This is a genomic window from Paenibacillus oryzisoli (assembly GCF_050467285.1).
GTDB lineage: Bacteria > Bacillota > Bacilli > Paenibacillales > NBRC-103111 > Paenibacillus_E > Paenibacillus_E oryzisoli_A.
In genome coordinates this window covers 362,257-388,970 of the sequence record NZ_JBCMUN010000012.1, presented here as the reverse complement: position 1 = coordinate 388,970, position 26,714 = coordinate 362,257, and the positions used below count along the sequence as shown (strand labels likewise).

General features: G+C 46.0%; 23 protein-coding genes. 5 read left to right on the top strand and 18 right to left on the bottom strand.

Features of this window, described 5'->3' with window-relative positions:
* Positions 1 to 89: 89 nt before the first annotated feature.
* On the top strand, positions 90 to 863 hold the full coding sequence (locus ABE504_RS22000) for a helix-turn-helix transcriptional regulator (protein WP_430092668.1): 774 nt from the start codon (positions 90 to 92) through the stop codon (positions 861 to 863).
* A 26-nt stretch (positions 864 to 889) separates the two neighbouring features.
* On the opposite strand, the gene ABE504_RS21995 is transcribed toward ABE504_RS22000, so the two are convergent.
* The 6 genes from ABE504_RS21995 to ABE504_RS21970 all read right to left on the bottom strand — a co-directional run bounded on the left by ABE504_RS21995 (position 890) and on the right by ABE504_RS21970 (position 8,242).
* The gene (locus tag ABE504_RS21995; protein ID WP_430092666.1) at positions 890 to 1,147 is read right to left on the bottom strand and encodes a hypothetical protein; all 258 of its coding nucleotides are present in this window, start codon (positions 1,145 to 1,147) and stop codon (positions 890 to 892) included.
* 99 nt (positions 1,148 to 1,246) lie between these two features.
* The gene (locus ABE504_RS21990; RefSeq protein WP_430092664.1) at positions 1,247 to 2,407 is read right to left on the bottom strand and encodes a Gfo/Idh/MocA family protein; all 1,161 of its coding nucleotides are present in this window, start codon (positions 2,405 to 2,407) and stop codon (positions 1,247 to 1,249) included.
* 24 nt (positions 2,408 to 2,431) lie between these two features.
* Positions 2,432 to 3,520 carry a Gfo/Idh/MocA family protein gene (locus ABE504_RS21985; protein WP_430092662.1) on the bottom strand — a complete coding sequence of 363 codons (1,089 nt, stop codon included), beginning with the start codon at positions 3,518 to 3,520 and terminating at the stop codon, positions 2,432 to 2,434.
* 12 nt (positions 3,521 to 3,532) lie between these two features.
* Positions 3,533 to 4,729 carry a glycoside hydrolase family 88 protein gene (locus tag ABE504_RS21980; RefSeq protein ID WP_430092660.1) on the bottom strand — a complete coding sequence of 399 codons (1,197 nt, stop codon included), beginning with the start codon at positions 4,727 to 4,729 and terminating at the stop codon, positions 3,533 to 3,535.
* Between the two features lie 292 nt (positions 4,730 to 5,021).
* The gene (locus tag ABE504_RS21975; RefSeq protein WP_430092658.1) at positions 5,022 to 7,241 is read right to left on the bottom strand and encodes an OmpL47-type beta-barrel domain-containing protein; all 2,220 of its coding nucleotides are present in this window, start codon (positions 7,239 to 7,241) and stop codon (positions 5,022 to 5,024) included.
* Between the two features lie 488 nt (positions 7,242 to 7,729).
* The gene (locus tag ABE504_RS21970) at positions 7,730 to 8,242 is read right to left on the bottom strand and encodes an Rrf2 family transcriptional regulator (protein WP_430092655.1); all 513 of its coding nucleotides are present in this window, start codon (positions 8,240 to 8,242) and stop codon (positions 7,730 to 7,732) included.
* A gap of 182 nt (positions 8,243 to 8,424) precedes the next feature.
* On the opposite strand from ABE504_RS21970, the gene ABE504_RS21965 reads away from it, so the two are divergent.
* Positions 8,425 to 9,072: an FMN-dependent NADH-azoreductase gene (locus tag ABE504_RS21965; RefSeq protein WP_430092653.1), complete on the top strand. Its 648-nt coding sequence runs from the start codon at positions 8,425 to 8,427 to the stop codon at positions 9,070 to 9,072.
* 68 nt (positions 9,073 to 9,140) lie between these two features.
* Here ABE504_RS21965 and ABE504_RS21960 read toward each other — a convergent pair whose 3' ends face one another.
* The 4 genes from ABE504_RS21960 to ABE504_RS21945 form a co-directional block, all read right to left on the bottom strand.
* Positions 9,141 to 10,052, bottom strand: coding sequence for a DMT family transporter (locus ABE504_RS21960; RefSeq protein WP_430092651.1), 912 nt, complete (start codon positions 10,050 to 10,052; stop codon positions 9,141 to 9,143).
* Positions 10,053 to 10,130: 78 nt separating this feature from the next.
* On the bottom strand, positions 10,131 to 10,730 hold the full coding sequence (locus ABE504_RS21955) for a nitroreductase family protein (RefSeq protein ID WP_430092794.1): 600 nt from the start codon (positions 10,728 to 10,730) through the stop codon (positions 10,131 to 10,133).
* Between the two features lie 60 nt (positions 10,731 to 10,790).
* On the bottom strand, positions 10,791 to 11,453 hold the full coding sequence (locus ABE504_RS21950; protein WP_430092649.1) for an NAD(P)H-dependent oxidoreductase: 663 nt from the start codon (positions 11,451 to 11,453) through the stop codon (positions 10,791 to 10,793).
* Between the two features lie 65 nt (positions 11,454 to 11,518).
* Entirely contained in the window at positions 11,519 to 12,169 is a 651-nt protein-coding gene (locus tag ABE504_RS21945) for a peroxiredoxin-like family protein (RefSeq protein WP_430092647.1), read from the bottom strand.
* Positions 12,170 to 12,386: 217 nt separating this feature from the next.
* On the opposite strand from ABE504_RS21945, the gene ABE504_RS21940 reads away from it, so the two are divergent.
* A complete protein-coding gene (locus tag ABE504_RS21940; RefSeq protein WP_430092644.1) occupies positions 12,387 to 13,934 on the top strand; it encodes a redoxin domain-containing protein in 1,548 nt (515 codons plus the stop codon).
* Positions 13,935 to 13,969: 35 nt separating this feature from the next.
* Positions 13,970 to 14,671 carry a Crp/Fnr family transcriptional regulator gene (locus ABE504_RS21935; RefSeq protein ID WP_430092642.1) on the top strand — a complete coding sequence of 234 codons (702 nt, stop codon included), beginning with the start codon at positions 13,970 to 13,972 and terminating at the stop codon, positions 14,669 to 14,671.
* A 75-nt stretch (positions 14,672 to 14,746) separates the two neighbouring features.
* Here the strand turns inward: ABE504_RS21935 and ABE504_RS21930 are convergent, their stop codons facing one another.
* Positions 14,747 to 15,391 carry an HD-GYP domain-containing protein gene (locus ABE504_RS21930; RefSeq protein ID WP_430092639.1) on the bottom strand — a complete coding sequence of 215 codons (645 nt, stop codon included), beginning with the start codon at positions 15,389 to 15,391 and terminating at the stop codon, positions 14,747 to 14,749.
* 170 nt (positions 15,392 to 15,561) lie between these two features.
* Between ABE504_RS21930 and ABE504_RS21925 the strand changes: the two genes are divergently transcribed.
* A complete protein-coding gene (locus ABE504_RS21925) occupies positions 15,562 to 16,509 on the top strand; it encodes a LysR family transcriptional regulator (RefSeq protein WP_430092637.1) in 948 nt (315 codons plus the stop codon).
* 300 nt (positions 16,510 to 16,809) lie between these two features.
* On the opposite strand, the gene ABE504_RS21920 is transcribed toward ABE504_RS21925, so the two are convergent.
* From ABE504_RS21920 to ABE504_RS21890, 7 genes are all read right to left on the bottom strand, one after another.
* A complete protein-coding gene (locus ABE504_RS21920; protein ID WP_430092636.1) occupies positions 16,810 to 17,871 on the bottom strand; it encodes an FAD-dependent oxidoreductase in 1,062 nt (353 codons plus the stop codon).
* Positions 17,868 to 19,847 (bottom strand): FAD-dependent oxidoreductase, encoded by a 1,980-nt coding sequence (locus ABE504_RS21915; RefSeq protein WP_430092634.1) that lies wholly within the window; start codon positions 19,845 to 19,847, stop codon positions 17,868 to 17,870. Before ABE504_RS21915 ends, ABE504_RS21920 begins: the two co-directional genes overlap by 4 nt.
* Positions 19,844 to 21,418, bottom strand: coding sequence for an extracellular solute-binding protein (locus ABE504_RS21910; protein ID WP_430092632.1), 1,575 nt, complete (start codon positions 21,416 to 21,418; stop codon positions 19,844 to 19,846). The genes ABE504_RS21915 and ABE504_RS21910 overlap by 4 nt, the downstream gene beginning before the upstream one ends.
* Before the next feature lie 53 nt (positions 21,419 to 21,471).
* Entirely contained in the window at positions 21,472 to 22,347 is an 876-nt protein-coding gene (locus ABE504_RS21905) for a carbohydrate ABC transporter permease (RefSeq protein WP_430092630.1), read from the bottom strand.
* Positions 22,348 to 22,354: 7 nt separating this feature from the next.
* Entirely contained in the window at positions 22,355 to 23,317 is a 963-nt protein-coding gene (locus ABE504_RS21900) for an ABC transporter permease (protein ID WP_430092628.1), read from the bottom strand.
* 177 nt (positions 23,318 to 23,494) lie between these two features.
* Entirely contained in the window at positions 23,495 to 25,294 is a 1,800-nt protein-coding gene (locus tag ABE504_RS21895; protein WP_430092625.1) for a cache domain-containing sensor histidine kinase, read from the bottom strand.
* The gene (locus ABE504_RS21890) at positions 25,291 to 26,550 is read right to left on the bottom strand and encodes a response regulator transcription factor (RefSeq protein ID WP_430092622.1); all 1,260 of its coding nucleotides are present in this window, start codon (positions 26,548 to 26,550) and stop codon (positions 25,291 to 25,293) included. Before ABE504_RS21890 ends, ABE504_RS21895 begins: the two co-directional genes overlap by 4 nt.
* Between the last annotated feature and the right edge of the window lie 164 nt (positions 26,551 to 26,714).

Here is a 26,714-nt window from a genome sequence, read left to right as displayed (position 1 = left end):
TTTGATAAGATCTCTGTAAACACTTTCTTTTCAAGCGACACAAGCTTGGCAGAACGAAGTGTACCACTCGTCCAAGGAGGTAAAAGGCTGTGATTCATGTCGTAAACGTGAAAGAGATGAACTACCCCAAGAATTGGGAGGGCTACAAGTCGATAAGCGATATCCCACATCATCTGCTGATGTTTGTCGAAAAGGGTGAGTGCTCTTATTGGATTAACGACACTCACATTACAGTCAAACAGGGGGAGGTTCTGTTTATTGGGGAGCAGTTGTCCCGACAGGCAGAACCTGTCAAGCATGCGCATACCAAGCTTTCGATTCATTGGACGGGTGACGGCCTCTTTCAGCATTTCTCCCATTTGCAAGGACAGGCATTATTGTTTCGGACCGCATCCTTGTACAACTATTTGAAGCAGACATACGCCCAAATGTTTCATATTTGGACCAAGAAGGATATGTACTACAAAACGCTGTGCGAAAGTATGCTGCTCGAGGTAGCTGTGCGTGTTCATCAGGAGCATTGGATTATGCAGAGCACAGGCAAACAGGCACGCGTCGTTCAACAGGTCCGCGATTATATCATGGAATATTTCCGCGAGCCATTATCCATCGAGGAGTTAGCCCAGCTTGTGCAGCGTAATCCCAGCTATCTTATTACAAGTTTCAAGTCGTACTATGGCATGGCCCCCATTGAATATATGCACCGTGCCCGGATCACGAAGGCCGAGGAACTACTTCTGACGACAGAAACTAACGTCGAAACGATCGCAATTGAGCTCGGCTACTGTGATGTCTCTTACTTCAACCGGATGTTCAAAAAACTAACCGGCATGACGCCTTCTTCCTATCGAAGGCAGCTGTGACATAGTTTGATTATCCCATCCACTATTCAATCAAGCCTGTAATGCCAGACCGAAACAGCCTGATCCTCAATTTTTAGCAACATAGTGTTTTCCTGCTCCCCTGCTTCAGGCTCTCCACCCTGCCCAGCAGCCGGATTCCTTCCTGCAGACGCCCTCCTCCGAATACTTTCCGAATTGATTTTGCCATTTACGTCCTTCATGCCTGTTAATCCGTTCGCAATCACCAGGCCGCCTTGCTGCACCGGTACGAACATGTCTGAAAAGAGGAGGTAGGCGCCCGTCATTGCGTCCGCGTACATATTCCGGTTTCGCGGATTGGACGGATCATTCCCCTCCCCTTCTACTTGTCCGAGTGCCTACCTCTTTTACGTATCTAAAGTTATCTACACAGACACCTGTACCCATCGTCCAGACTCATGACTTTTTAGGATCGCCTCCGTAATACACATAGAGTAATGCCCTTCAGCAAACGTGGCGAAGTTGGGTTTATCCCTCAATGGCTTTTTCCCGTCCCTGATGTAACTGTAAAATGCAAGCATCATATTCTTAAGGGCGTCTGGCCAGCCTTCATTATGTCCCCCAGGGTGATGGATGCTTGCGCGTGCTGCCTCCGAGAACAAGGACGGATCGGCTATCAGAATTTCATTCGCTTTATCCCGATAACCCATCCATAGCTTCTCCGGTTCCTCTTGATTCCAGCTTGCTGATTTTAGACTGCCGTTCAATTCGAAGCTAAGTCTGTTCTTACGACCTGCGCTTACCTGGGAAACCGTGAACACTCCCTTAGTCCCATCGTCAAAACGTAAAAGAACCGAAGCATAATCTTCCGTATTTATGCATACTTCCTCAAAAACTGGGCTAGCTTGAATCTCACTTCCATATGAAGAAGTATGATGTACCGGCCTTTTTCGAACGGGTATTACTGTTGCCAGATCTGCAAAAACCTCAACTATTTTTTTCCCGGTCACAAACTGAACGGTGTCGCACCAATGGGAACCAATATCCGCTATCGTCCTTGATTTCCCGCTTACCTCCGATAAAAGCCGCCAATTAAAATCGGTTTCATAGAGAAGCCAGTCCTGCAAATAGCTTCCATGAACATGATTCATTTTCCCGAGTTCACCATTCCGTATCCTAGTAGCCAGTTCTTGCAAAATTGGAAACTGTCTGTAGTTAAAGTTCACGCCGTGAACGATTCCATGCTGTTCAGCCAGTCTTAGCAGTTCGGCAGATTGGTCACTGTTAATAGACAATGGTTTTTCGGATAAAATATGTTTACCTGACAAAATAACGGACTTATTTATCTCATAATGGAGATGGTTGGGTGTGCAGTTATGAATCACTTGAATATCGGGATTCCGAAGCATCTCCTGGTAGTTGCCATATGCTATAGGAATGCCCAGCTTCGCCGCTTTCCTCTCCGCTGCCTCCTGATTGGATTCAGCCACAGCCACTACCTCGGCATATCCAATACGACGAATAGCTTCAATATGTGTTGGACCTATAAAACCGGTCCCGATAATTCCGACTTTGATTGTTTTCAAAACATGTCCTCCTCTAACACCGTATTATGCGTGTCGTTGGACGGCATCCATGATCATTTTGAAAACGGCTAAATCTTGTTTAAAATCTTCAGGTGTAGTTTTAGGCTCTAGATCTTGGGTAATTACATCGTATAAGTATTTAAGTTCCAGTGTGTAAGGGTCTGTAAAGGTTGGTCTTATCACGGATTCCGTAAATTTTTCTCCAACCGTTTCGCTGATGTGCAGCTCAGTGGGAAGATGTCTAATATAAGGCGTATTATATTGTACCTTTACGGATTTATGGCTCGAATAGACCTCCACATGGGCGTCGAATCTCCCTTGTTGGTCCGTACCGGTTTCAAATGTTACCGAAAATTGGTCATAGTCAAAGATCACGCTTAGGAAAGTGCTTCCGTTATTCGTTACCTTTGCACCGACAACGCCTTTAGGCATGCCAATCGCCTCCCGCATAACAGAGAGATCGTGACTGGACAGTCCACAAAGCAATCGATATAAACTAAAGTAAGGGGAGTTCGCATCCAGGCCTGTTGCTTCTGTAACCAGTTTTGCCGCTCGATTTCGTTTATCCGCCTTTAACTCCTCGGGTATATCGTCAAAGCTGACTACGTGGCTTGTAGATTTGACGAAAAAGCTGTTGGGCCCGATAATATCCCGGACTCTGGCATATTGAATATTACCTATACCACCAATCTCCTCCACTGCTTGCACAAAGGAAGCGGCATAACGTCTCATATAACCAACCATAATTTTCACATTATTTCGCCTCTGGGCATCAATGATGGCATCCGCTTCTTGTTCCGTGAGACACATAGGTTTTTCGATTAACACATGTTTTTTCTGATTGGCTGCCGCAATAGCGCACTCTGCATGATATTCATCGCTGTTCAAAATGAAAATAACGTCGAGGTCGGATTGCTTCACGATTTCGGTTGCGTCCGTATATTGATTTTTAATGTTATATTTTTCACCTACATAGGACACAAGCTTAGGGGATATATCGCATATTGCCCCAATACAATAATGATCCGGAAGCGAATCCAATACCGGCAAATGAATAACCTGGGCTACTTCTCCAAGACCAATTATGCCTACATTAAGAATTTTTTGTTCCATTGTGCATTCTCCTCACCAGTAAGGTTTCCAGTTTCTTAACAGCCGGACAAGCGCTTCCAAATAGAAATAGTCTCCCCAAATACAGCATTCGTCCACACCGTCATTAATCGGCTTGGAGTAAACCCCGTGAAGAAGAATTCCGTTCGACTCGGGCGTATCTTTTGTTGTATAACCCTCAACCAAAGATCCGAGAATGCCTATAGCTGCGACCTCATACAATCGTCTCATTCCGTCTGTTAGCGGAAGCTGGGCTGCAGTATCAATCATACCGCACACTGCGATGGCTGCAGCAGAACTGTCTTTCTCCTCAGCTCCGGAGGTAAAAATTAAATCCCAATGACAGACCAGATCTTCTGGGAGTCGGTTTAGGAAATAATGGATGAGTTTCTTATTAAGATCGAGCAACGACTGGTCTTTGGTATACCTGTAACTTATAGGAAATCCATATATCCCCCAAGCTTGTCCTCTCGCCCAGCAGGAGCTGTCTGAGAAACCCTGTCCAGTCTTGCCGAATAGTGGGTTACCTGTTTCTACATCGAAATAATAGGTATGATAGGTGGAAGCGTCATCCCGGACGATGTAACGAGCCGCCTGCTCGACGTGCTGCTTGGCAATCTCGTAATACTTTGGATCGCCGGTTACTTCGGATGCCCAGTATAATAAGCCCAGATTCATGTTGCAATCAATGATCATCCGCCCTTGTTGGTGGCTGGCAACGTTCAAATCCCCCCATGCCTGAATCATCCCAGCAACCTTCACAAAGCGCGTAGTAAGGTGTTCTGCCGCCATAATCGCTGTCTGCTTGGCTGTTTCATTGCCAGTCAGCTTGTAGGCAGCAATACAGGATAAGCTATAAAGAAATCCCATGTCATGATGATCCACATTCAGCTTGCGCTCGATCCTCTCCTGGTAGCCGGGTAGTTGACTTTCGGCAGCAGATGCATATTTGGCATCGCCAGTTATCTCGTAAGCCAACCATAGCATCCCCGTCCAAAATCCGTTTGTCCAATCCATATTGTCGATGACCGGATAAACAAGGTTTTTACTTGCCGCTGCCGGAAAACGTCCATTAAAAGCCTTTAAATTCTCATCAATCTTGTAAAGAACATGCTCCATCGCATGTTCAAAAAATGCTTTATTGTAAATCAATTTGTCCGAAAATCGTTCCGGTTGCCTAATGCCTTCATCCTTAACTCTTGACGTTTGCATAGTCCAGCTCTCCTCTCTCTTCTTGAATTCTTAAAATGTTTATAGATTATTTCGCACAAATATAATGATAATTGTTTTTCATATGGATACTTTATCAGCTTTATTCAAAGAAAAACATGCATAATATTTTCGTTAATTGTACGATAATTAGGTTTTTGATGATTCTAGCAAAAAAACATCGTCTTTAAAAAGACGATGTCCTTCAGCATCCGCTTTTACTTCGGATAGCGCGACCTACTTATCTCTAATATAACTGTTCCTTTTACAATTCATGCGTCCCCACATCCTCATTTTAAGCTTGCTCTGCTAGCAAGTTTCCGGCGTCTCTTAGCAAATATTCGGCCGCTTCCCTTGAAATGTGCTTGCCGCTCTGCGCCTTCACGTGGTCCGCAAACGCTGCCAGTGCACCCGCAGCCAATTGGCTGCGCAGGCTCGTTGTGATGCCGGCGTTATCGATTAATTTCATCTCCGTGAAGCGCTGTACCAGCTCATCGAGCGCCATCATGCTCGCCGTCGTCTCGAACCGGATTGTTTGGATGCTCGTATTCCCCGCCTGATCACTCGCCGCTACTGTTATCGAATGCGGGCCGAGTGGCAGCGTATAGAGAGGAATCTTGGTGCCGGATTGAAAGCCGTATGTATCCAAGGTGAGCGTCGTATTGCTTTCGTTGATTCCTGACATATCGTCGTTTACCACAATGCCAGGCGTCACATCCCCTGCGTCATTGAAAATGTCACCGTCATTGATCCCACTTACAGCGATCTCCGGGGCAGTCGCGTCCAGATCAATACTGATCGCTTTCGGAATTTCCATATTGCCTGCATGATCTCTCGAACGATATTGGATCGTATATTTGCCGTCCTTGTCGATCATGATCGGATCCTGATAGGGAAGCCATGTCGTCCCGCTGTCAAAACTGTACGTCGTTTCGGCAATACCAGACAAGTCGTCATCAGCGTTCAGACGGACTTCGACAGGATGGGTGTACCATCCGTTCTGTCCATCCGGCACTTCCGGCTGCATCACTGCCGTCGTGGTCGGCGTAGTAGCAGTCAATTTTACATAGTCTATTCTAACAGCATATGACTTCGATGGAGCAGTCGTTCCCGTTACATTAAACCGGAATGTCTGAGAACCCGTAGTACTGATCGTTATAGAACCCAGATCCACTTCAAATACCGATGCAGAACTTGCATAGGTATTTATCGGCAACCCAAAATTCGTTCCCCCGATATTCGTCTGAAAAATACCTCCGCTGCTACTTCTAATGATTCCAACCTTAACATTATACGCACCTTGATTGATATTCTGACTAAACAGCCCATAATCACCTGCTCCATTAGCATGGATTAATCTGTATTTTCCACCACTTGAACCTGTGAATGTCAAAGATTCTGTTTTAATTGATGAAGTCCATGATTGACTTTCGCCTTCAAACAGTCCCGGTGTCGGTGTTGGTGTAGGCGTTGGTGTAGGTGTCGGTATCGGTGTTACTGGAGGCCAGATGCCACTCATAAAACTAAGATAATTGGTTCCCCAATTTAAGTTACCATTATTGTTAGGATTTCCTGCATCATCGAAGAGGGAGTTTTTATCTGTTGTCTTTTTTTGCCATACCCAGGCCGTAACGCTGCTTCCCTTATTCATTGCGGCATTAAGAAATGGTAAGGTATCACTTACAGTATTTGCATTATTAGGTCCTACTTCACCAAATATGACCGGCAGGCCTGCATCCTTAACTGTTTGGATTCTTGTCTCAATCACACTTTGCGTATCAACATGCCATTGTTCATACGCATGCAAATCAAAAAGGATATTGGAACGACCGTTCAACAACGTCTGACCTTTTGTTAACAGAACACTCTCCGACTGCCCCCATCTGCTTCCCGGAACAAGAATGATACCGGTAAATCCAGTGTTTCTTATATTATCGACCATATCCTGCATATCACTTAACCATTCATCATCCGTATAGGCTGTATCGTTATATGGTTCATTCCACACTTCAAGCCATACGTCGGATCGGCCTATGAATTTAGTGGCCCATTCCGCCATTTTGGCTTTATAATCGGCGTAATAGGATGTCTTTGACGGATGTTTGCCTGAAAGATAAGTTGGCTGATTGCCATCCCAGTAAAAAGGAGTGAATATCGTCACCAGTCCTGCATTCGCATTATTATTTGCAATCAGTTCCAAGGGTCTAAGCCATTTCCCATGACTATCCTGTACAGGAGTGGTTCCGTTTACGGGTGTTTCCGCCATGTTTTCAATGAACTCTCTTACAATTCTTCCTCCAGCCGTATATATTGGACTTGGATCTCCGCCGTCAAAAACATGCATTGCATTCACACCGCGCAATGTAATTGGTGTACCGTTTTTTAATATATCCGTTCCCGAGATACTGTACGTATCTGTTGCCGCATAAGAACTTTTAAAGCTAAATACGGGTAGGATAAGAATTAAAGCGAGCATCCATGTAAAAATTTTAAAACTTCTTTTCCTTGAATACATACTTTATGCACTCCTTTTCCAATTAGAGTCTGTCTTCAAATTATGAACAAAGCAAAGATAATGGTAATGCCCATTCAACGATGATAACGCTTTCTTTTAATTGAAAATTTTATTGCCCCCCTCATTGTCGCACATGAATCGGATGAATTCTCCGATTGACTTCGGCTTTACCGACTTAAATGAAACTATGTTTATTAAGTTTAGAAATATCTGACAACGTTATTCTAACAACAACCCACAGAGATAAACATATATAATATTTCTTATTTAGTACGATGTTTAGGTTTCCGTCTTTACAAATATCCTTTTATTTTTATTTTATCCTGTGCTTTTCGAGTGGAAGAAACGGAAGAAGATTCACTAGAGATGACGCCCCTGCTGGGCATACAACAAACAAGCCGGCGAGGAAAAATTCCCCTGCCGGCTTATGCTCTCAATTACACGATTATGGCAGACGATAGTTCAAATCGTCTCTGCCCATCCCGCTTTCATTCGCTTTCGTTTATGGAATCGTCCTTTGCAAAGAAGGCCCGTGTATCCTTACGAATCTGCACAGGCAAAACACGATCCAACTCCTCCTCCAGCCAAGATAATTTCTTAGTGCGCAAATAATTCTGCATTAGCTCTTCGGCTTCGAGCATAACAAGGTTAATTGAGCAGGAACCTGTAGAAACCGTACAGTCAGAACAGTCGCGAGTGCGATATAGATAGCCCTTATCCTTAATATTCTGGCATTGGAAAATCGGCTTCTTACCCTCAACTGCCTCGACCACATCCCAGAAGGAAATTTCGTCCGGATCCCGTGCAAGCATAAATCCACCTTTGACACCAGGAACCGATGAAATGATCCCCGCTTTAGCAAGCTTTGTAAATATTTTAGATAAGTAAGTCTCCGGAATACCTTGAAAAAATGCAAGCTCCTTAATACCAATCTTTGAACCAGTTGGAATTAAATAAACTAGACAATGCAGTGCATACTCGACTCCGATACTATACTGCATAATAAATCCTCCCATTGTATTATGCGTAAATACTTATAAATTAATGATAACCGCGCCAATTGTCAACTATAGATCCTACCATAAAAATGGATTTGACTTCATATACAGATTACAGTATATTGGAGTCAATTATTATCGGCGATTAATATTGTCGCCAATTTAGAGCATTAAGGAGTGGTAAAATGGAAAAATTACTTGTTATCAATGCGCATGCCAATGTGGAATTCGCTGATTCCGTTAGTCTTGAAGTCGGCAAATATTTTATTGAAAACTACCGTAAAATTAATCCGGACGAAATAATTGAGCAAATTGATCTTTATGACGAAGACATTCCGGAAATAAACAGCACCGTTCTAAAAGCTTGGGAGAAATTGGCGTCGGGCGGAGAGTTAACGGAAGAAGAGAAACGAGTTACCAATAAAATGAACGAAATTTTGCAGCAATTTAAAAGTGCTAAAAAATACGTGATCATCATGCCGCTTCATAATTTCAATATCCCCTCCCGGCTTAAGAATTACATGGATAACATCTTGATCGCCCGTGAAACCTTCAAGTATACAAAAAGTGGATCAGTTGGTCTACTAACTGACGGACGTAGTCTACTCTTGATTCAAGGTAGCGGCGCTATCTACACGAATAACGACTGGTACACAGATAACGAATTCTCACACAAATACCTCAAATCTATGTTTAACTTCCTAGGCGTTGAAGATTACCAAATTATTCGTGCTCAAGGTACAAGCAGGCTTGACAAGGTAGACGTTTTGGGTAAAGCAAAAAAAGAGGCCCTTGAAGCCGCAGAGCGACTGGCAAAGAAAGTAACAGTCTAGCCTAGAAGATAAAATAAAGCGATCGTTTCCCAAAGGAAATGATCGCTTCCTCTTAGTCCTAGAAGCCGCTAAGTACTTGCAAATCCCTCTTTTTCCTGTACGGATTTTAAATTATTTATTGCAATTAATAACATACCAACAATCGTCATGAGTCCCCCAAGCATCTGTGACATCTCCAAAGCATGCCCCAGGATAACTGAGATCATAGCTGTAAAGACAGGAATTAGATTCATCGTTATGCCGGCTTTGCCCGCACCTAGTATCTTAACTCCTTGATTCCAAAATATAAACGAACAGACTGATGGGAACACTCCCATATAAATAACCCCAATGATCCCCAGTGAAGTTATTTTGTAGAAGTGAATCGGCTGGAAAAATAAAAAAGGAATCATCAGAACAGCACCGACCAGTGCAATCATCGCAACCAACGTCACAGGTGGAATGCCTTTAGCTTTTTTTAAAAGCAATGAATAAGCTGCCCAACATAAGATGGCCAAAAGCATGATCGCATCGCCCTCGTTATACTTAGTATGAAACAACTGCAGCATGTTGCCTTTCGTTAACACAATCAAAACACCAATAAAGGAGGTAATTAATCCAATGAACTGAATGGCACTTACATTCTCACTCAGGAAAATTAACGAAAATAGCATAATCAAGCCTGGCGTTAGGGTAGTAAAAAGAGCGTTGTTTGTCGCGGAAGTGAACTTTAATGAAGCATACGATAGATAGGTGTAGAGGACAATGGATAAAACAGCTAGCAAAATGATCAACAGCCAGTTATTCCTCCATATTTGATTCCATGAGGGCTTTTCAATAAACTGCGCAATAGGAATAAGAAGAATCAGACCAACAACCCACCTTAGAAAGACAGTCCATTCTGCAGGTAATTCAGTTACAATCAATTTTCCAAAAATAATATTACCGGCCCAGAACAGATTAGCCCCGATCAAAAATGTCCATGCTTTATATTTCACCATAATTGTTCACCTTCGCTTTTCTGGAAATATCATATTTAAAGAAAAGAGACTGTCGTTGAGACAGCCTCAATCTTAAGCTTATTTAAAAACTTTTATACGTTCTTGTATCGGATTAAACTTCTTTTCACCTGCAGCTGCTGATGGTTTGCCGAACGGCATTTGAGCAATCAGTTTCCAGCTTTCCGGCAAATTCCATTCCGCTCTTACCCGTTCGTCAATTAATGGATTGTAATGTTGTAGGTTTACACCCAGCCCCTCAGCCTCCAGCGCCATCCAGATCACTAATTGGTGCATTCCGTTTGTTTGCTGTGACCAAATCGGGAAGTGTTCTTCGTATGACGGGAATTGTTTCATGAAACCTTCTACAATTGACTGATCTTCAAAGAAAAGTACTGTACCGTATCCGTTCCGAAATCCATTCATTTTTTCCTGAGTAGAAGAAAATTGTTCAGCAGGAACGATTGTTTGGAGAACCTCGGTCGTAATATCCCATAATTTGTTATGTTGTTCACCCAAGAGTAGAACAATCCGGGTAGTTTGATTGTTAAACGCCGATGGTGTATGTTTAATGGTTTCCTCGATGATTTCTTGGATACGTTGATCTGAAATCGGTGATCCTTTACTAATTCCGTAAATGGAACGCCGTTCGCGTAATGCGGTGAATAAATCTTTCTTCAAGGTTTCCATGATACCTCTCCTTACTATTTTTTGATTGAACCGGAAAATATCAATTAAAATTTATTTGACCCACTTCACAACTTCTTCAAACGAAAGGCGTATTCTCGGTCCCGGCTCTTTTTTCCGATAACCGAATGCAATCATAACTGAGATCGTAAAGTGTCCGTCCTCCAGCAGCCCCTCCTCGTCCAACAGTTGATTCATTTTATCAATATCGAACCCTTCGATTGGACATGAGTCAATACCAATTAGCGCTGCAGCCGTCATCATATTAGCAAGCGCTATATATGTCTGCTTGATGGCCCAGTCGGTTAGAAAGCGCTCATGATCCAGGAGTTTGAAATCATTTCTCTGGAACTCTTCAAAGATTTCAAGATGCCTTGCCAGTCGCTCCTTCGGAACAGCTTTAGACTGCTGCTCCTTCTGGAAGGCGGAGTCGTATCTCATATCCAACGGGGTCCGAGACAGAATAATAACGAAATGACTGGCTTCCGGTAGTTTGCTGGCCGCTCCGTACGAAACTTTTTTTATTTTGCTTAGCAGTTGTTCGTTTTGAACAACAACAAATTTCCACGGCTCAGAGCTAAACGAACTGGGCGAGAGCCGGCCCGTTTCCAAAATAAATTCAAAATCGTCATCTGAAATGATTTGGTTAGGATCAAATTCTTTCGTTGCATGCCGAAAATGATGAGCTTTTAATATTTCTTCTTTGGTTATTGTCATGATATATTCTCCCCTTTATAACAAAAATTGATTTATAATGCTTACAAATAAATGATGCAAAAACGTTACAACTTTCTTAACTCCCGCAAAATTTCCTCGGGACTTTGACGCTGCATGAAGTTTGGATTGACATAAGCCGAGCGGATAATGGCACTCTCATCGATCATGAATGTTGCCGGAACCGGCAAAATCCATTTCGAAGTATTGTTGTACTCTGCAAGATCGAGTCCGACACCTTCCATGATTTCCTTTACTCCCTGCGGAACATCGAAGAGCAACTTGTACTTGGCCGTTACCAAGCCATTCGGATCACTAAGGACTTGAAATTTCAAGCCTTCTTTCTCCTGAATGGATAACGAATGATCCGGTTTTTGCGGGCTAATGGCTATAAGTTGCGCTCCTAACTCCTGTATTTCCGGCAGTATCTGCTGGTAAGCCTTTAATTGCATGTTGCAAAACGGACACCATCCGCCGCGATAGTAGACCAGCACAACCGGACCTTTCGCGAGCTCTTCATATAAAACGACATCTTGGCCGAGTGCGTTTGTTAATTGAAAGTCCGCTGCCTTCTCACCTGGCTGCTTCCCGGAAGCGACCCCTGATTTCTGAAGATCCTCGATCATTTGACTGAGTTTGATTTGCGCTTCAAAGGGTGAATTGGCTTTAAACTGCTGTGCGGCTGCCTCCAGCTGTTCGGTTAAATTTGGGTTGCTCATTGTCTATAACCTCCACTATCGATTGATAGCTTGATTATATTCCTAAAAAAATCAGAGTTCTGTAATGTAAATGACAGATGCCGGTTCAACTACCGCGTTAATCTTTAAACTAAAGCATCGACTATTGAGTTATCACTCTTTACTTTGTCCTGGATGGAAAGTGAAAATTCGTTCGATTAATAAAGTAAAAATTCAAACGTGATAGGAGAGAATATCAATGAGGATACTCGTTTTAGGAGGAACAGCGTTTTTCGGTCGTCGCTTAGTCAAATTATTGCTTGCGGAAGGTCATGATGTGACCATTGCAACAAGAGGTCAGACACCGGATGATTTTGGCAACGCCGTGACCCGATTAAAGGTAGATCGGACCAATCAGAGTGCTATGAATGAAACGTTCGTCAATTGTTTTTACGATGCTGTTTACGATCAGATCTGCTTTAATCCACAAGATGCCAAAATAGCCTTAGAAGCATTTGGCGATCGCGTTGGGCGATACATTTTAACCTCGAGCATGGCTGTTTATCATAGTAAAGATACCGAAATCACCGAAGACGATTTCATTCCGGAACAATACAGTTATGATTTAGACGCTCAGACATATGACTATGCGGAGGGAAAACGCCAAGCTGAAGCCTTCTTCTTCCGGAATGCGCCATTTCCTGTCGTTGCGGTTCGCGTAGCCATGGTCGTATCGGGAAGTGATGATCACACAGGCCGTTTTGATTACTATGTGACCCATGTGGCTGAGCAAAAATCTATCGGCGTGTTGGAATCCGAACACCCGATTTCTTATGTGACTGCGTGGGATGTAGCCGAATTCCTTCATTTTATTGGAGCCAAATCCAATTTTGTCGGACCCATCAATGCGGCGAATAGCGGTTACTTAAGCATCCAGGAACTCTGTAATGAGATAGGGGAATGCTTGAATACGCCCCCACTGTTTCATGTCGGCCGACATGAAGAACAAACATTATCCCCCTACGCCATGTTTCCTTACACTTGGAAAATATTGAATGCTAGAGCAGCATCTATAGGATTTGAATTTCCGCCAATTCAAAAATCGATTTCACTTATGGTCCAGGACAGTGTTTTTAAACGGGAACGAAGCTTACAGGATGAACTTGATACATTTCAGGCTCAAAACCAGATGTCGCCAGATGCCGCGGCGACATTTGCCAGATTACTTCAGTACCTTCGAGATCAAGGTGCAGGCAAAGGACTGAATATCGGAGATAAGGCTCCAGATTTTACCCTGAAGGATGCTACGGGCAAGGCCGTCTCATTATCTGAAGAACTAGCCAAAGGTCCTATCATTCTCGTGTTCTATCGGGGTGAATGGTGTCCATATTGCAATCTTCAGTTAAAGGCCTATGAGCGTATCATGAATGAGATTAAAGCTGCTGGTGCACAATTGATTGCGATTAGCCCACAAACACCGGATCATTCGCTTTCGATGAAAGAAAAACATGAACTGAGTTTCTTCGTCCTTAGCGATGCCAACAACAAAACAGCGGAAAACTATAATCTTAAATACAAGCTACCTGACTTTATGCAAGACATTCAGAAAAGTTCCGGTTTTAATTTACATCAATATAACGGTGACCATACATTTGAGCTTCCTATCACAGCCACATATATTATCGATAAAGAAGGAACCATCATAGCCGGTGCTTCAGATTTAAACCATAGAACGCGGATGGAACCGTCCGAAGCCTTAAAAAAAGTTCGCTCGTTACATTCATGTTATTGCAGCGAACGCCAATGACTTTGCTAATCTATTTGGGAGGCCCGATATACCCGATGAACAAGCTTTGGTATTTATCGCAAATAAGTATTTTTGAAGAAATGTCACGAGAAGAAATTAGAGAAATCGATCAGCTAGATACCATCCATCATTTCAATTGGATCGCAAAAGACACATTGGTGCAAACCCCGGAGTCAACGCGTGAGGGACTTTATTTTGTCAAAGAGGGAAAGCTTAGGCTTTACAAACTGAACGAAAACGGCAAACAGTTCACGCTTGGCATTCTCACAAGAGGAAATATATTCGGAGTGCTAAATTCATTCTCGTTCGGAACTAATGGGATTTATATTGAAACGATGGAATCTTCGCTTATTTGTACCATGTCCGAGCCTCAGTTCGAACGTCTGATGATTAATCGGCCTCAACTTGCGCTCAAATTCCTTAAGGCCCTCAGTGACCGGTTAAAGGAGCGAGAGGAACAATTGGAGCAACTTGCGCTTCATGGTCTTAGACAACGTTTGCTCCATCTCCTTTCCACACTTAGCGCAAAATTCGGTGTCATTCAAGACGGATATGCACTGATCGATCTGCCTCTTTCACATCAAGAAATTGCCAATATGCTCGGAGCTAGCCGAGAAGCGGTAAGTGGCGTGATGAGCGAGCTTGCCAAGGAAGGTGTCATTAAGACATCACGCTTGTCTGTTCAACTTGCTGTTACAATACTTGAAGAACATGTTTCTCGGAACACTGCACATTAAAAAGCAAGACCATCGGAAATCCGGTGGTCTTTGCCTTTAATGAAATGATATTGCCATCCTGTGTCGTAATACTGACTAAAATGCCTTACGTTCTTTGGGTGATTCCGAGTACTTATGAAGAAAGGATTCGAGAATGTTTGTGTAATATCTATTGAACTGATTATCGTAGTGAAGCAAATACTCAATAATCTCTTTGTCGCTTAGACAATTTGAGCGGTATATTCGTGGCAACCTGAATGCTGAATAGATATCGGAGATCGCCGCAATACACCCGATTTCACTTTGCTTCGTGGTACCATGAGGATAGCCGCTGCCATCAAGTCTCTCATGGTGTGAGCAGCAAAATTGGAGGATATCCGAACCAAAGTCAAGATCTTTTAAAACGTCATGCCCAACTTTCACATGTTCCACAACCAGCATTCTTTCATCAATGCTCAGACCCTGTGAAGATTTCAAAATGCTATCGGGCATTGACAATTTTCCTATGTCATGTAGCAAACCAGCGAGAAACATCCGTTCTGCATAACGGCTTGTGAGATGAATGCTTATATTTATGTGGTAGGCCATATATGCAACAACCAGAGAATGATCAGCGGTTTCCTGATCACGGCAATTCATGGCTACGAACAGCGCCTTACCTTTCTCCCACTCAGGATCACCTTTGTATTTTCTGAACAACTGAAAAAACAAAGATTGAGAATCTAGCAACACATCATCCATGTGGCACCTCCTAGCAAAAAATTATAGAAATATTCTGCTGCAGCTTAAGAAGAAACATGGTTACAAAACAGGAGATTTTCCCAATGATCCGTTTGATTCTGAGACAATGATACAACACATCAAATCGTTTATAAAATGATTATTAATTATAGGAGCATACCAACATTGATATGAATAGAGGACTAATGCAATTATTTGTTAAGATATCCGATACGAAGAACTTCACAAAAGCAGGAAAAGAGCTCTATATGACGCAGCCTGCAGTCAGCCGAGCAGTCGCAGCACTTGAAGCAGAGTTGGGTGTAAAGCTTATTGCCCGCGATCGTCGTTGTGGAGTTTATTTCACAGATATCGGGGAACGTATTCTTGGATTATTCAAAGAGATATTGACCTACTTTGAGCGGATTGATCAAGAAGTTGCTCGAGAAAAAGGACGAGATACGGGCATTGTGAGGATTGGTGTTTTTCCCTCAGCCTCCTCATTCTTCATTCCCAAAATCATAAGCAGCGTAGCTGAGAATTATCCGAAAATTGAATTCATACTTCATGAGGGGACCATTGATGAAATAAAGGAAAGGCTTACTTCAAGAGAGGTTGATGTTGGACTTATCGTACCTTCCGGTCGTGATGAACTTATAACATTCCCTTTGTACCGTGAAGAAATATACACGGTATTAAATGAGAATCATGCTCTTGCTGCAAAGTCCGTTATTCAGGCTGGCGATCTCATGGACCAACCGTTAATTATTTGCAAATATGATTATAAGCCTCCCGTGAGGGATTGGTTTAAGCATTCAGGAATACAACCTCAATTTAAATATGTTCTCAATAATTACATGACAACATTAAATATGGTCCAAGAAGGATTAGGTATTGGACTAATGTCTGAACTATCTACAATAAATCTACCGAATAAAGTCATCATACGTAAATTGGATCCGAAATGGTATCGTGAAATTCATCTTGCCGTATCCTCATTAACAGATTCATCGATCGCTTCGCAGGTATTTATTAGAACGGCGCTTCATCTATTCGAAAGTCGATCAAACCTTGAAAATTCTCTAGTCAAAAAGCTGGGTCATCAAATAGTCCCAAGAGACGATTTTAGGCACATATAAAAAGCCTACGCGTTCCTATTTTTGATACAGAGATGAAGATATGATTTTAGTATCAATGAGTGGAATTGTATAAAAACCCTTTTGATAACTGATAATTGTACATATTAGAGGGCTTTTCATGTCGTTGTACTGCGGCAAGTACATACATACAACGACAAAAAAGCACCTAGTTTAGCGACAAGAAAATGCCTTCCTAATGTGCTGAGAATGTAGTTGTTCACACCATATTACCTATGTTAGGAGCTAACTAAATAGATAAACCAAATGCCGCAATATACGCGGCACTTAATTACAAGAATTTTATCCGTTTTTACTTTGTAAGCTCCCGGAGCCAGCCTTCTTCTCAGCCGCTTCCATGGCTGCTTCAACCAGTAGCCTGAGCGACGCGCCTCCCATTTCATACACGTCATGCATGGCAATGGCATACCGGCTCTCCCCAGTCCAGCAGCCGATGGCAGAAAACGATCCGTCCGCCGATTCAAGCCATACATCCGTCCGCCGATTCATCCTGCCTTGGGGCGGCCCCGTGCAGACATATCCGGGCGTGGTCCAGCATTTTTCGCTGACATGTAATAAAGGGCCGATCTGTGTTGGGGAATGCCGTTTGATCTGTGCATATACTTGCTCCAGTATGGCCGTAAAACCAATTTCCGATCCGGCAAGGCCTTCCGGCGAGCTGACGATCGCCAAGACAGAACATTCCTCGTTCCTAAATGCCGGATGGATCTCACAGTCCACATGCGCACCGTCCAAATCGAATGAAAACCGTTCCTGTTCCAGCCTTGGCGTTCCCATGTTGTGCAAACCCTGGTCGCCTTCTTCTGTGATAAGATCTGGCCGAAGCACTGTCATAGTCCATAAAGCGTGTCTATCAGCAGGATCGACCGATCTCATATCCAGCAGCTCACGGGCAAGTACGGCCGTTTCGGTGCAATCCGCAACCGTTGCGCTCTCAATAATCCGAATTCCTTCCCGTGTGGCCAACCGAACCCCCACAACCCGGCTGCCGTCTCCCTCTCCTTTGAGAACCAGCCCGGCAGGGAAAGCCTCGAAGAGAACATCGACGCCTCGCTCTGCGGCAAATTGGTCAGCTAGAAGCTGGGTCCAGACTGGCTCCATACGGTCCCCCATTAAGGCTCCGCAATGGGCCAATCCTTCCAGCCACGAATGTACCAGGGGAAATCGGGAACCCAGTTCCCGTATACCCTTCACCGGCATGCGGGTTAGTCCGATCTCATGGGCAAGGGAAGTGCCGCTGCAAGCCAGCGCAACGCTGTGTCCCTGTTCGGCCAAGGCGCACGCATGAAACACGGCGGCCACCCCACCGCCGACAACTACAGCATCATATCGGGTCCGTTTCACAGCGCATCTCCTCCTTCCGCGCATTTTGCAGGTTCTCCCGAATGATCCTCTATCTGCCGCAATGCCGCCTCCGCCGCCCACCTGACAGGCAAACGTTCATCCTTAAGCCAAGACTCACACAGCTCGCGCCCTTGCTTCATGCCCAACCTTGTCAAGACCATGCCGATGCGGATGTGCATATTCCATCGGACGGACAGCTGGACTTCGGCCTTATCCGGCATGTAATTGGCGCCGGTTTCTGGCCGCGCCGCCCATTGGAGCAAGCTGTCCGCCAGCTTCTCCCGCTCCTGTGGATCCGTTTTGTCGCAAACCGTCGCCAGATACTGAAGCAGGATACTGTTAATGCCTGTATCATAGTTAGACTCAATCAGAGCATCCGCAATTTCGAGAGCGGTTACTGCGCCGCTGCGCATAAGCCGGAGCGACGCAAGGGCGGCGATCCATTCCGGATAGGAAGCATGGGCTGTTCTACCGTTTATTCTTGAACGGAACATCCTGAGTAATACGGGTTCCGCTTCCGGCCGACCGATTAGAGCCAGCGCCAATGCCGCCGTCCGGCATGCGGGGGACGGCGCTTCCGATGCAAGCTGTCTGTCGATAATCTTCAACAGCGCCTTTGCCGCGTAATCATCCAGCAGTTGCAACCACCAGACCGCCGCCGCTTGTTCTTCCGTGCCCAAATACATGACCAGAAGCTCCGCCAGACAGGCTGCTTCCTGTGGCAACAAATTCCGCACATACTCGGGAGATAGCGGCCGCTGCGAAAGCTCACCCGAATGGAATTGCAGATTGGTGGTATCTGTATCCGTACGGCTTAGGTCCTGCGATTTCAAGATGCCCAGCTCCGTCAGCCTGCTCTGAAGCGCCGCAACGGACAGCAGCCTGGGAACCGTCGCCAGGCGCACTGCCATTGCCGCGGCAACGCCTGCTGCTTCGCCAATCTTTTGAATATCGCGCTGCATACGGACGGCCATCGACACGTCCCGGTCTACGGAAAAGGCCCGGCTTGCTACAAGCAAGCCGTCGATTCCGCGAGGCAGCAGGCTGCGGTACGGAATGTCGCACCAATATCCATCTTTCTCCATCCTATCCAGGATGACGAGCCAGATCTGCGCAAAATCCGATTCATTCCCGAGATCGCGCGCATGGGTGTCATAGTAGGAATATGCTCTGGAAATTACATCTTCAAAGCGGCGGTCGTGCAAAAAATCGTTTATCGTCAGCACGTAGTCTCCGACAATGTGCCGGCCTTCTCTTATCCCGAGTTTCGGTGCGAGAGACACCATATGAATATCCGCTTCCTTGCGCTCCAAGAGGTTAAGAATATGCCGTCTGCCCTCCCGATACGCACGGCTTACATCCTCTACGCTGGGAGAATGGACCCAGCCTGCATCGAAGTTTTTTAAATGAATCCGCAGTTTGCCGCTTTTTGGATTGAACAGCATAATACGGGGGCACAGGGAATAGGAGTGTGAAACCCGATCGAATGTCCTTCCAACCGAATAGAAGGCGCCCGCCATCGCTGAAACATCGCCTTCCGCCGTGCAGTCTACCGTAACTTTGGCGCGGATTTCCTTTAATCCGTCCAAGCCGGCTGCTAGCACGCCAACGACAGCCCCCTCCTCCACTAGCACGTCATAGATCAGGTGGCCAAGCAATACGTGAACTCCACCGTCCCGGAGCAGTTCACTGTATACCGAGCGCTTTGCCTCCGGATGTGAAAGCTCCTCTCTGCCTCCGAAGAGCTTCTGTCTGGACATCACCCGCCGGTCCACCTCGTTCTGGATGCCGCCACGGGACCCGAAATGATAGACGCAGACGTTTGCGCGAACGGCAACGCCGCCAACTCCGTCGTCCATTTCCAAGAGTACCGTGCGCGCGCCGTCCCTGGCGGCGGCAAGGGCTGCATTGCAGCCCGATGTTCCCCCGCCGGCAATCAGCACATCGGCGGTTATAACCTCCATGATTGCGCTCATTTACTTTTCATCTTCACAATGTATTCATTCATTTGCTTCACATAGTCGTTTCCGCCGTTTTTGTACCAGCCGTCCAGCAATTTGTCAAATTCGCTTATCGGCTTATCGCCCATAATGATTTGCAAAATCGTTTGCTGCCACGTTTTGGTGTAATCCATATAATCCGGTTTTTTGGCCGCGGCGGGAATAAAAGCATTGTCTTTTGCCGGTACCACCGTCTTAATGGATTTCTCCAGCCACGGCACGATTTTGTTGCGCTGCTCGTCTGTCAGACTGACTGTCAGGAAGAATGAGATATCGTTAGCCCGCCGCATGGTGGACTTGCGGAATTCCGCCTCAACGGCCGGAGGATCGGTTGGCGCCTTTTTGCCGTTTGCTACGATATAATCAAGGCCCTCGTACCCGGCAGCCGTCTTCCCCCACATTTCGTCGGAAATCCAGGAATTTAGCACATCAACGATCTTTTGCGGATTTTTCGCGGTGGACGTAATCCCCCAGAATCCCCACAGCCCCGTGGACGAAGCCTCAAGCGACCCGCCTTTTACTTCCCCCTGTTCATTCTTGACAAACAGATAAGTCAATTCCGCAGCGGAGGTTGTTTTCTTCAGATCGTTGATCAACCGGTCGTAATGCCCGGAGAAGCCCGGGAATACTCCGGTAAGTCCTTTGACGAAGCGCTCGCGCTGCTTGTTGTAATCGTTGGTTGCCGAATCCGGATCAAAATAGCCGCTTGTATACATTTTAGCGCTGAATTCTAGCGCTTTTTTGAAATTATTGCTGTTTCGATCATAGATCGGGTTCATGTAGTCATATTCGCCACCGGCCGATGTTTGCCAACCCGTCAGGTTAAAGGCGCCTGGAACAATCGGATCGAGAACCTTGTTGCCATTGTAGGCGCCGCCGTAACCGTAAGTATCGTTCTTGCCGTTGCCGTCGGGATCGCCGGTTGTAAATTTCTCAAGGATCTGGGCAAATTCATCAAGCGTAATCTCGAAATTGTCCGGTACCTTAAAGCCGATGTGGTCCAGCCAATCTTTGCGGAAGAAATGGGCGTCGTTGCGGACAACGGATGTGCGCGGAATACCGTAAATCTTATCGTCTTGATTGATTTTCAATTGATCCCACGATGCCTGATAGGTATACTTTTGCAAATTTTCGGAGTTTTTGATGTATTCGTTCACCGGTATAATAATGCCGTCCCTGACGGCGTTTTGAAAGCTCTGATTGGACGTGCCGGGAAACATGACCACATCCGGGTACGTACCGGAAGCCAGCATCAGCTGCAGCCGCTCGCTGTATCCCGTGGCCGGCGGAACTTCAAATACAAGCTTCACATTATTCAGCTTCTCGATTTCCTCAATAAACTTCTTATCGCTTTCCGTTTGATTCGGCTTCGTATAGTTGGCCATAATTTTGATTTCGACCGGCGCTTCGTTGCCCGCCGCTTTGCCGGACGGTGCTCCGCTAGGACCCGATGAGTTCGCCGGAGCGGCGCCATTACCGGAACATGCCGCAATTACAGACATGGCGGTCAACAGCGCGGCCAGACTAGATTTTTTTCTCCATTGCATAGTGAACCCCTCCAATAGAATATGGTTTACAATACCTTTGCCGGCTTCCGCAATCACCCTTTTACGGAGCCAAGCATGATGCCTTTGACAAAATACCTTTGCAGAAACGGATAGACGCACAGGATCGGAACCATGACGAGCACCAGCGTGGCGTATTTGATCGTTTCGCTTGTCATCATTTCCGCTCCCATCTCGGCTGCGTTGGCCGAGCGCGCCATCGTGCTTGCTCCTTCTATCACCTCCCGCAAATACAGCATCAGCGGCCAGTTGTCCGTGCTGCGAATGTAGACAACGGCGTTGAAGAAATTATTCCAATAACCCACCGCCGAGAACAGGCACAGTGTCGCAATGATAGGTTTGGATAATGGAACTACGATTCGGAACAAAATATAAGGATCGGATGCTCCATCGATGCGGGCGGCTTCCTCGATCTCTTCGGGAAGAGACTCGAAAAAACTTTTCATCAGAATCAGATTGAATCCGGTTACCAACGCCGGCAAAACAAGGGAGGCAAGCGTGTCTAACAAGCCCAGTGAACGCATCAGGTAATAGTTCGGAATCAGTCCCCCGTTGAACAGCATCGTAAATATGATCAGCAGCATCAGCGTTTTGCGTCCCTTCAATACCTTCTTGGACAAGGGATAGGCGGTTAAAATATACAGCAGAATGCCGACACCGACGCCGCAGACCGTGACGGCTATCGTATTCACATAGCTTCGCCACAGCATTCCGTTCTTCATGATTTCTTTATAGGCCCCAATTGTAAAGTCTTTCGGCCAAACCATCATCGGATTATGCACATAGGCGCTGTAAGTGCTTAAAGAAACGGAAATAACGTTGAGGAATGGGTACAGCATTAGGGCACATACGAGCGTAATGAGAATGTAAATCACGACGTCCAGCATTTCCAGCTTTTTCCGGGACAACATCGATCACCTACCATAATTGATTTCCGAAAACTCGGGCCACACGATTCGCGATCAGCACCATGACCAAACCGACAGCAGCCTTAAACAAGCCTACGGCCGCCGCAAAGGACATACGGCCGTCAATCAGGCCAATCCGGTACGTGTACGTTTCAATGACATCCGCCACCCCATAGGTTGCCGGATTGTACAACAGGAATACTTGCTCGAACCCGTTGTCGAGCACATGTCCCATTTGTAGCACCAACAATACGGTAATGGTCGAGGCAATGCCTGGCAATGTAATATACCGGATTTGCTGAATGCGCGATGCTCCGTCCAGCTTGGCGGATTCGTAAAGCGAAGAATCGATGCCGGTTATGGCCGCCAAATAAATAATCGTGCCCCAGCCCGCCCCTTTCCAGATCTCCGCCGACACCAGAATCGAGCGAAAGTATTCAGGCTTCAGTAAGAACGGAACCGCTTCACCCCCCAATTGCTTGATCACGAAATTGACCGGCCCGGTGGAGGGCGAGAGGAAGTTGATGACCATCCCTGACAGCACCACCCACGAAATGAAGTGGGGCAGGTATAGAAGGGTCTGGCTGATCCGTTTGAACACCAAGTTGCGGATTTCGTTTAGCATAAGTGCCAGGATGATCGGCGCGGGAAACCCGAACACAAGATGGTAGAAGCTCAATATTAGGGAATTGCGCAGCACATGGTAAAAATCGGAGGAACGGAGCAGGTATTCGAAATTCTCGAATCCGATCCATGGGCTTGCCCAAATTCCCCGAACAAGACTGAAATCTTTGAATGCGATTATAATGCCGAACATCGGTATATATTTGAATACCAACAAATACAGACAACCAGGAACCAGGAAAAGATACAGCCATTTGTATTGGATCATATGCTTGGCGAAGAGCACGTAGCGGCTTGACGGGCTGATCTCCATGGTACTGGATGGCGCAGTTTTTTCTATATGCGGCACGTTGGCGCCTCCTTTCGTATTGTGTCTGATCACCGTCCTGTGCTTTCTATGATATTTTTGATTGCGTTTTCAAACAATCCCTTCCACTTTACATTTAAGACCGTTTATTTAGCTGCAAATGAAATCCTTTCATTCCCATGTATAAAAGAAAAAACGGAGGCAATCAGCCTCCGCCGTTCAGTCTATGTGCAATTCGGGCAGCGTCATTTCCACAATCGTCCCCACATTCGGCTTGCTTCGGACGTTCAAGCCGTACTTTTCGCCAAAAGCGAGTCTGATCCTTTGGTTCACATTTCGGAGGCCGATATGCTCGTTCTCCTGCAAATGGTCCTTGCGCAAGCTTTCATTCAACGCCAAAAGCACATGCGGCGGTATGCCCACACCGTTGTCCCGCACGCGGACCGTAATGACATCTCTTCTTGAAAAAATGCGGACGTTGATGACGCCTTTATGCTCACTTTGCTTGACGCCGTAATAGATGGCATTTTCCACAAGCGGCTGCAGAACCAGCTTGACAATGCGACTCTCCATCAATCTCTCTTCCGCAACACATTCGAAAGATATGTCCTTATATCTCAATTTTTGCATCTCCATATACAGCTTGACATGCTCAAGCTCCTGACGGATAGGCACCAGATCTTCCTCGGTTTCCAGCGTAAGTCGCAACAAAAATGAGAGGGAGCGGATCATTTGCGAGGCTTCATTTTTCCCATTAGTCAGCCTCATGACTTTCCAGTTGATCGAATCGAGCGTATTGTATAGAAAATGCGGATTGATCTGAGCCTGCAGCGCAACCGCCTGGGCTTTGCGAAGTAGCTTATATTTCTCCTGCAGCTGTTCTTCTTTACTGTGGCTTTGGTCAAAGGAAGCGGACAGGTTGGTCAGAATATACCCCGTTTCGTTCCAGTCCGGGCGCTCGGACTTACCGAGCATCACGAAAGGATTTCCTTTATTTTCGATCAACGACAGGATTTCATGGATCGGCCGATAGCTGCGGAAGGCGATTACAAACGCCAATATGATTGCGGTGCAGGCGCTTACCGTCAACAAAACCGCCATCAGATGAACCATCCTCGACCGTTCGCGATGGTAGCTCTCGAGCGAAGTGACGGATACATAGCTCCAGTCGTGAACCGCCTTGGATGGCAGCTTGACGAGAACTTGGCTATTCCCGTTCAGCTTCGCGATGTGGGACACCGTATCGCCCTGCAAATACTCCGCCAGCACGGGGGCTGTCTCTTTAAAGGTCCGGTTCAGCAAGGAAACATTGCCGCTATACATCATTTTGCCGCCATCGTCCAGCATATACATGTGCTTCTGCTCATTGCCGCCAAGCAAGTCGCCAAGACTGTCCAGATTCATATTTATGGCAACAGTGCCCTCGTCTCCGCTTCCCGAAAGGGTTCCTTGCACCCGGTTGACAAAGCTGAGCAGTGGTTTCCGGCTTTCGTCCCCCACGTCAGCCGCCCAGAAATGATGATGCTCCTGCATGCTACGAATATGAGGCCAGCGGGCATAATAATCGTCTGTTTGCGTTGAGCTAAAGCCTGCGGTCAACAAAAAATCGTTCAGCTCTGAATAGATAAAAATCGAGTCCAGATAAGAGTTGGTCAGCTTCACGGTTTGCAGCATCTGCTGAATTCGCAAAATTCTTTGCGCATCCGTATAGCTGAGCGGAGAAGACAGTTTTCTTGTCAACAGAATCGCAACATCCGGATCCACCTTAATCCGGACGGACAACTGCTCCGCGTCGGACAGAATCAAATCCAGAGACTCCCTGATCTGCGCCAGCTCGCTATGAGCGGAGTTTTCAATTTCCGCCCTCATATTGGCATCGTTATGGGAGTAGACATAAACACTTATGCCAACCAGCGGAACAATAATCAGCGTCATAATGAGCACGAGGTTTCTCAAGAGGATGCTGTTGAATTTATAGTGGCGGATGTAGCGCCAATAATTGATGTCCAGTTTCTTCATAGCCGGTCTCTGTATTCCGACGGTGTATGGCCGGTATGCCGCTTGAACAGCTTGTGGAAGTATTTCGTATTTTTATACCCGATCAGAAACCCAATTTCATACACCTTGTATTTGGGATCCTTCAAGTACTGCATCGCCCTCTTCATTCTGATGTCGATGCAATAGTCCGAATAGGTTTGCCCCGTCTCCTGCTTGAACAATCTGCTGAAATAAACCGGATTCAATCCCACGTACCCGGCCACCTCGGTCATGGAAGGGTCGGCTTTGAAATGCTCCTCGAAATAGCGCTTGGCCTGTCGGATGATCATGCGCTCATCCTCCTGCGGTTCATCTGCTACGGTTTCCCCGGTAACTCCGGAGGTTTGCGCAACCGCAGCATCTCTTCTTTTCCGCTCGATCAGCTCGGACAGGCTGGGATAAAGCTCCGCGTGCTCAAGCTTGACAGACAGTCCCAATAGAGAAGACAAGGCGCCTTGTATATACAAAAAGTATTGCTCAGATCTCTTCTGCAGAAGTTCCTCCGTCATGTCAGTCAAGGCGTTGCCGATGATCGTAAACCGCCTATCGTCCAAATGAATGCATGAATATTGAATCTGTTCCCGCTCCTTGGTCACCGTGACGCTTATGGCTTGACAGCGGTCCTGGCTGCTCTTGCCGCCAGTTTCGGATGCTTCGGACCATTCGGCGCCAAACAGGCAGCATCTGTTGGCTGGGGCATCGGCCGGCAAACCAAGCAAATGCAGTTGTTTCTTCCAATCATCTCCGCCCCGAACAGTGTCTCCTCCACGCAGTAATTGGGAAAAGAACTGCTCCATCAGGAGAGGACGCAGCATTTTGACATGTTGACGTTCCCTCTGCTCCTGTTCCCGGTAAAGCTTGTCTTGGTCCAACTCTTCGCTTATTTTGCGGAAGACCTCCGACACTTCTTCAATGTCTGTAGGCTTCAGCAAATAGTGCGACACATTATAGCGAATGGCTTCCCTTGCCAGCTGAAACTCCCGAAAACCGCTTAAGATCACTACCTTGACAGGCAGCTTTTGGCTGTACACATATTCCGCCAAATCGATTCCACTGGCATAGGTCATCTTGATATCCGTCAATACCACATCCACCTCATGCTCCTGCAAATAACGGATGGCGTCCTTCCCATCTCGGAACATACTGACCACCTCAAAGCCGAGATCCGGCCAATCGATCAGATCGCGCAGCCCTTCCCTGATCTCCTCTTCGTCATCGACAATAATCAGCCTGTACATGTGTCCCCTCCCTAGCAGAAATGGCAGTATTGCGGAAGCGCTATCAATCTTCCTTTCATTATAAGATTGCCACTTTCTGCACGACAAGACAACAAATTTTACTTTTAGGGATTCAAATTCAACCTATATTAAACAGGCCGTCCGGTCAAACCGGAGGCCTGTTT

What these genes read in the sequence shown, in the direction of transcription:
- ABE504_RS21995 (WP_430092666.1), bottom strand. Translation starts at nt 1,147, where the DNA reads ATGACGGGCGCCTACCTCCTCTTTTCAGACATGTTCGTACCGGTGCAG.
- ABE504_RS21985 (WP_430092662.1), bottom strand. Translation starts at nt 3,520, where the DNA reads ATGGAACAAAAAATTCTTAATGTAGGCATAATTGGTCTTGGAGAAGTA.
- ABE504_RS21980 (WP_430092660.1), bottom strand. Translation starts at nt 4,729, where the DNA reads ATGCAAACGTCAAGAGTTAAGGATGAAGGCATTAGGCAACCGGAACGA.
- ABE504_RS21975 (WP_430092658.1), bottom strand. Translation starts at nt 7,241, where the DNA reads ATGTATTCAAGGAAAAGAAGTTTTAAAATTTTTACATGGATGCTCGCT.
- ABE504_RS21970 (WP_430092655.1), bottom strand. Translation starts at nt 8,242, where the DNA reads ATGCAGTATAGTATCGGAGTCGAGTATGCACTGCATTGTCTAGTTTAT.
- ABE504_RS21965 (WP_430092653.1), top strand. Translation starts at nt 8,425, where the DNA reads ATGGAAAAATTACTTGTTATCAATGCGCATGCCAATGTGGAATTCGCT.
- ABE504_RS21960 (WP_430092651.1), bottom strand. Translation starts at nt 10,052, where the DNA reads ATGGTGAAATATAAAGCATGGACATTTTTGATCGGGGCTAATCTGTTC.
- ABE504_RS21950 (WP_430092649.1), bottom strand. Translation starts at nt 11,453, where the DNA reads ATGACAATAACCAAAGAAGAAATATTAAAAGCTCATCATTTTCGGCAT.
- ABE504_RS21945 (WP_430092647.1), bottom strand. Translation starts at nt 12,169, where the DNA reads ATGAGCAACCCAAATTTAACCGAACAGCTGGAGGCAGCCGCACAGCAG.
- ABE504_RS21940 (WP_430092644.1), top strand. Translation starts at nt 12,387, where the DNA reads ATGAGGATACTCGTTTTAGGAGGAACAGCGTTTTTCGGTCGTCGCTTA.
- ABE504_RS21935 (WP_430092642.1), top strand. Translation starts at nt 13,970, where the DNA reads ATGAACAAGCTTTGGTATTTATCGCAAATAAGTATTTTTGAAGAAATG.
- ABE504_RS21930 (WP_430092639.1), bottom strand. Translation starts at nt 15,391, where the DNA reads ATGGATGATGTGTTGCTAGATTCTCAATCTTTGTTTTTTCAGTTGTTC.
- ABE504_RS21925 (WP_430092637.1), top strand. Translation starts at nt 15,562, where the DNA reads ATGAATAGAGGACTAATGCAATTATTTGTTAAGATATCCGATACGAAG.
- ABE504_RS21915 (WP_430092634.1), bottom strand. Translation starts at nt 19,847, where the DNA reads ATGAGCGCAATCATGGAGGTTATAACCGCCGATGTGCTGATTGCCGGC.
- ABE504_RS21910 (WP_430092632.1), bottom strand. Translation starts at nt 21,418, where the DNA reads ATGCAATGGAGAAAAAAATCTAGTCTGGCCGCGCTGTTGACCGCCATG.
- ABE504_RS21905 (WP_430092630.1), bottom strand. Translation starts at nt 22,347, where the DNA reads ATGTTGTCCCGGAAAAAGCTGGAAATGCTGGACGTCGTGATTTACATT.
- ABE504_RS21895 (WP_430092625.1), bottom strand. Translation starts at nt 25,294, where the DNA reads ATGAAGAAACTGGACATCAATTATTGGCGCTACATCCGCCACTATAAA.
- ABE504_RS21890 (WP_430092622.1), bottom strand. Translation starts at nt 26,550, where the DNA reads ATGTACAGGCTGATTATTGTCGATGACGAAGAGGAGATCAGGGAAGGG.